3 protein-coding genes are annotated in these 5,349 nt (G+C 69.3%); all 3 read left to right on the top strand.

Annotated features, from left to right (window positions below):
- Positions 1 to 234: 234 nt before the first annotated feature.
- From RT567_RS13160 to RT567_RS13150, 3 genes are read left to right on the top strand one after another with little or no spacing between them, the layout of a single operon-like run.
- Positions 235 to 2,775, top strand: a complete 2,541-nt coding sequence (locus RT567_RS13160; RefSeq protein ID WP_313576759.1) for an ABC transporter substrate-binding protein — start codon at positions 235 to 237, stop codon at positions 2,773 to 2,775.
- The gene (locus tag RT567_RS13155; RefSeq protein ID WP_313576758.1) at positions 2,772 to 3,629 is read left to right on the top strand and encodes an ABC transporter permease; all 858 of its coding nucleotides are present in this window, start codon (positions 2,772 to 2,774) and stop codon (positions 3,627 to 3,629) included. Before RT567_RS13160 ends, RT567_RS13155 begins: the two co-directional genes overlap by 4 nt.
- A gap of 2 nt (positions 3,630 to 3,631) precedes the next feature.
- Complete coding sequence (locus tag RT567_RS13150; RefSeq protein ID WP_313576757.1) at positions 3,632 to 5,248, top strand: dipeptide ABC transporter ATP-binding protein; 1,617 nt, start codon at positions 3,632 to 3,634, stop codon at positions 5,246 to 5,248.
- Positions 5,249 to 5,349: the final 101 nt, after the last annotated feature.

The raw sequence follows: 5,349 nt of genomic DNA, 5'->3' as shown, positions 1-5,349 counted from the left end.
CGCCGCCGCGACCGAAGCCACCGCCGCCTGCCCCGCCTCCCTGGCGCGCCAGCCGTGGTGAGGCGCGCTTAATCCATGGCGTGAGTGCAAATCCATGACGTAGGCTGACGAAGATCGGCCACGCCGCAAGGGGGAGATCGAGGGAAGGTGACGAAGACAGGGGCGACACGCGTCGCGACAGCATCCCGACGGCGCGGCCGGAACGGCGGACTTCGGCCCGGCCTGATCACGCTCGTGCTGTCGCTGGCCCTGTGCGTCGTCTGGGGCCTGACGGCGCCGCAGGTTCATGCCCAGCCCCAAACGCCGCGCGACCGCCTGATCCTCGGCTTGCCGCTGGAGCCGCCGAACCTCGATCCGACCTCGGGCGCGGCGGCGGCGGTGGATGAAGTCGTCTACGCCAACGTGTTCGAGGGCCTGACCCGGCTGACCCAGAACGGCGCCGTCGCCCCGTCGCTGGCCGAGTCGTGGGAGGCCGCGCCCGACGGCCTGACCTGGACCTTCCACCTGCGGCGGGGCGTGACCTTCTCCGACGGCGCGCCGTTCGACGCCTCAGTCGCCAAATTCTCGCTCGACCGCATCACCGCCGAAGGCTCCACCAACGCCCAGAAGGCCCTGTTCGAGCCGATCCGCACCGTCGAGATCATCGACCCGGCCACCATCCGCATCCATCTGTCCCGTCCGATGGCCACCCTGCCCTATGTCCTGGCCTGGGGCGACGCGGTCATGGTCTCGCCCAGCAGCGCCGCAACCAACGCAGTCACCCCCGTCGGCACCGGCCCGTTCAAACTGCAGAACTGGCAGCGCGGCAGCCAGCTGACCCTGATCCGCCGCGACGGCTACTGGGGCCCGGCGCCGCGCCTGAATAGCGTCGTCTTTCGCTTCATCAGCGACCCGACCGCCGCCTTCGCCGCCGTCAGCGCCGGCGACGTCGACGCCTTCCCCAACTATCCCGCGCCCGAGAACGTGGCCCAGTTCCAGCGCGACCCGCGCTTCCGCGTCGTCGTCGGCGCCTCCGAGGGCAAGGTCATTCTGGGGATCAACAACACCAAGGCGCCGTTCAATGACGTGCGGGTGCGCCGCGCCCTGTCCTACGCCATCGACCGCGACGCCTTGATACAGGGCGCCATGTTCGGCTTCGGCCAGCCGATCGGCAGCCACTATTCCCGTCAGGCGCCGGGCTATGTCGACCTGACCGGCCTGTCTCCACATGACCCGACCAGGGCGCGCGCCCTGCTCGCCGAGGCGGGCTATCCCAACGGCATCGACGTGACCCTGCGCCTGCCGCCTCGCCCCTACGCCCGGCGCAGCGGCGAGGTTCTGATCTCGCAACTGGCCGAAGCAGGCATCCGCGCGAAGATCGAGAATCTGGAGTGGGCCCAATGGCTGGATCAGGTGTTCAAACGCCGCCAGTTCGACCTGACCATCGTCGAACACGTCGAGCCGATGGATTACGACATCTATGGCCGCAAGGACTACTATTTCGGCTACGACAGCCCCGCCTTCGACGCCCTGCTGGAGCAAGTCAACGCCGCCCCGGACGAGCCGACGCGCAACCGCCTGCTGGGCGACCTGCAACGCCGCATCGCCGATGACGCCGTCAACGGCTTCCTGTTCCAGTCCTCGCGCATCGGCGTGTGGAAGGCGGACGTGAACGGCCTTTGGATCAACGGTCCCATCGCCGCCAACGACGTCACCGGCGCCTGGTGGACCGGCGCGGGTGTCGCATCGACCGCCAATGCAAACCACACGGGCAGCGGCCTGCCCTGGGGCTGGATCAGCCTGATCGCGGGCGTCGCCTTGCTGGCCTTCGTCGCCTGGCGCTTCGGCGCGGTCTGGCTGCTGAAGAAGCTGGGCGGTCACGCCTTGACGCTGCTGGCGGCGACCGTGGTCATCTTCCTGCTGCTGCAAGTCGTGCCGGGCGATCCCGCCAGCTATATGATGGGGCTGAACGCCAGCCCCGAAAGCATCGCCGCCCTACGCCAGCAGATGGGCTTGGAGGGCTCGGGCCTTGAGCGCTACTTCGCCTGGCTCGGCGACCTGCTGACCGGCAAGTTCGGGACCAGCTACACCTATCAGGTGCCGGTCGGCGGGCTGATCGCGGAACGTCTGGTCGTGTCCGCGCCTCTGGCCCTGATGGCCACCGTCCTGTCGCTGCTGGTCGCCCTGCCCATCGGCGTCACTGCCGCCAGCCGCCGGGGAACCGCCGTCGACACCGGCCTGATCGGCGTCACTCAGGTCGGCGTCGCCCTGCCCAACTTCTGGATCGCCATGCTGCTGATCCTGTTGTTCTCGGTGAACCTGGGCTGGTTCTCGGCGGGCGGCTTCCCCGGCTGGAGCGCCGGTTTCTGGCCTGCCTTCAAGGCCCTGATCCTGCCCGCCGTCGCTCTGGCCGCGCCGCAGGCCGCCATTCTGGCCCGCGTCCTGCGCACCGCCCTGCTCGACACCATGAACGAGGACTATGTCCGCACCGCTCGCGCCAAGGGTTTGTCGGTCAATCAGGCCCTGTGGCGACACGCACTTCGCAACGCCTGGATCCCGGTCCTGACCATTCTGGGGCTGCAGTTCCCCTTCCTTCTGGCGGGCGGCATCATCATCGAAAACGTCTTCTCCCTGCCCGGCCTCGGCCGACTGGTGTTTCAGGCCATCACCCAGCGCGACCTGATCGTGGTCCAGAGCGTGGTCGTGGTGCTGGTCTTCGCCGTGGTTCTGGTCAGCTTCCTGATCGACCTCGCCTATCTGTTCGCTGATCCGCGCCTGAGGGGACGCCGCGCATGACCGACGCCCCAGCCATCACAGCCCCGGCCAAGCCTCGCGTGCGCTGGCCCCTGTCGCTGATCGTCGGCGCCACGCTGACCGCCGTGGTGCTGGCGACCGCCCTGATCGCCCTCTTCTGGACGCCCTACGACGTCGAGGCTGTCGACATCGCGTCCAAGCTGACCGCCCCCTCGGCCGCCCACTGGATGGGCACAGACCACTTCGGCCGGGATGTGCTATCGATGATCATGGCGGGGGCGCAGAACTCCCTCGTCGTCGCCTTCGTCGCCGTCGGCATCGGCGTCGCAATCGGCACGCCTCTGGGCCTGACAGCCGCCGCGCGCGGCGGGTGGATCGACGAACTGGTCATGCGCGGCAACGACCTGATCTTCGCCTTCCCCGCCCTGCTGCTGGCCGTGATGATCACCGCCGTCATGGGACCGGGCGCGATCAACGCCGTCATCGCCATCGGTGTCTTCAACATTCCCGTCTTCACCCGCGTCGCGCGCGGCGCCGCCCAAGGCCTGTGGACCCGCGAATACGTTCTGGCCGCCCGCACGGCGGGCAAGTCCAAAGCCCTGATCTCGCTCCAGCACATCCTGCCCAATCTGATGAGTCTGCTGGTCGTGCAGGCCGCCATCCAGTTCGCCGTCGGCATCGTCGCCGAGGCGGGCCTCTCCTACGTCGGCCTGGGCGCCCAGCCGCCCGCGCCCAGCTGGGGCCGGATGTTGGCCGAGGCCCAGACCATGATCGGCTTCGCGCCGTGGCTGGCCATCATGCCGGGCCTCGCCATCTTCGTGACCGTGCTGGGCCTCAGCCTGACGGGCGACGGCCTGCGCGACCTGTTCGACCCGCGCGTGCGGCGGGAGCGTTGACCATGACCGTCCTCGACATCCGCGATCTCAGCCTGTCGATCGGCCACACGCCGATCCTGAAAAACGTCAGCCTGTCCGTCGCTCCCGGCGAAATCCTCGGCCTCGTCGGCGAGAGCGGCTCGGGCAAGTCCATGACCGCGCTGGCCGTTCTGGGCCTGACCCCGCCGCGCGCGACCCTGACCGGCGAAATCCGCCTGAGCGGCCAGCTTGTCTCGAACGCCCCTGACGCCGTGATGCAGCAGGTGCGCGGCCGCGACGTCGGCATCATCTTCCAGGAGCCGATGACGGCCCTGAACCCCGTCATGACCATCGGCGATCAGGTCGCCGAGACGGTGCGCCTGCACAAGAAGGCCTCGCGCAGGGAAGCCCTCGCCGTCGCCCGTTCCGTGCTGGACCGCGTCGGCCTGCCCGCTGAACGCTTCCCCCTGACCCGCTATCCGCACGAACTGTCCGGCGGCCAGAGACAGCGCGTCGCCATCGCCATCGCCATCGCCCTGACGCCCAAGCTGCTGATCGCGGACGAGGCGACGACGGCGCTGGACGTGACGACGCAGGCTCAGGTGCTGGACCTGCTGAAGCGGCTGGTGCGCGAGGACGGCATGGGGCTGATCCTCATCACCCACGACCTCGCCGTCGTGGCCGAAACCGCCGACCGTCTGGCGGTGATGAAAGACGGCGAACTGGTCGAGGAAGCGCCGGTCAGCCGCATCCGCACCGGCATGGCCCACCCCTATTCCCAGCGCCTGCTGGCCAACGCCACCCACGCCCCGACACGCCGCAGCCGCCCGCTGGCCGACGCCGCCCCCGTGCTTCAGGTCGAGGGTCTGGTGCGCGAATACGGCGGCGCGCCCGTCCTGTTCGGCAAGTCGAAAGCCTTCCGCGCCGTCGATCAGGTCAGCCTGACCATCCAGCCGGGCGAGAGCGTCGGACTGGTCGGCGAGAGCGGCTGCGGCAAGTCCACCCTGCTGCGCGCCATCCTCGCGCTGGAGACGCCGCAGGCGGGCCGCGTCCGGGTCAAGGGCCGCGACATCACCGCCGCGCGCGGCGCTGCCCTGAAGGCCATCCGCCGCGACATTCAGGTGGTGTTCCAGGACCCCTACGGCAGCTTCGACCCGCGCTGGAAGGTCAGCGATCTGGTCGCCGAGAACTTCCACCTGCTGGACACCAAGCCCTCCCCGGCCGAGTCCCGTCGTCGCGTCGATGAAATGCTGGAGCGCGTGGGCCTCAACAGCGCCGCTGCCGACCGTTATCCGCACGAATTCTCGGGCGGCCAGCGCCAGCGCATCGCCATCGCCCGCGCCCTGATCACCGAGCCGTCGGTCATCTGTCTGGACGAGGCGGTCTCGGCGCTGGACGTGTCCGTGCGGGCGCAGGTGCTGGACCTGCTGGCCGACCTGTCGGACCGGCTCGGCCTGTCCTACCTCTTCGTCACCCACGACCTCAGCGTCGTGCGCACGGTGACGGACCGCCTGCTGGTCATGCAGGCCGGGAAGATCGTCGAACAGGGCGAAACGGCCGCCGTCTTCGCCGCGCCGTCGCACCCCTATACGCAGAAACTTCTGGCGGCGACGCCGGATCTGGTCCGCAATCACGCTCTGGAAAAGGAAACCGTCGGATGAACCGCAGAACCGTCCTCGGCTCGGCCCTGATCGGCGCCGCAGCCTCCGCCGCCGGCGCGGCCAGCGCCAAACCCGCCGCCCAGAGCGCCGCCCGAGCGTCG

It is taken from the genome of Brevundimonas sp. (assembly GCF_032107865.1).
In the GTDB taxonomy this organism is placed as follows: domain Bacteria; phylum Pseudomonadota; class Alphaproteobacteria; order Caulobacterales; family Caulobacteraceae; genus Brevundimonas.
This window is presented reverse-complemented; position numbering and strand designations above follow the sequence as displayed.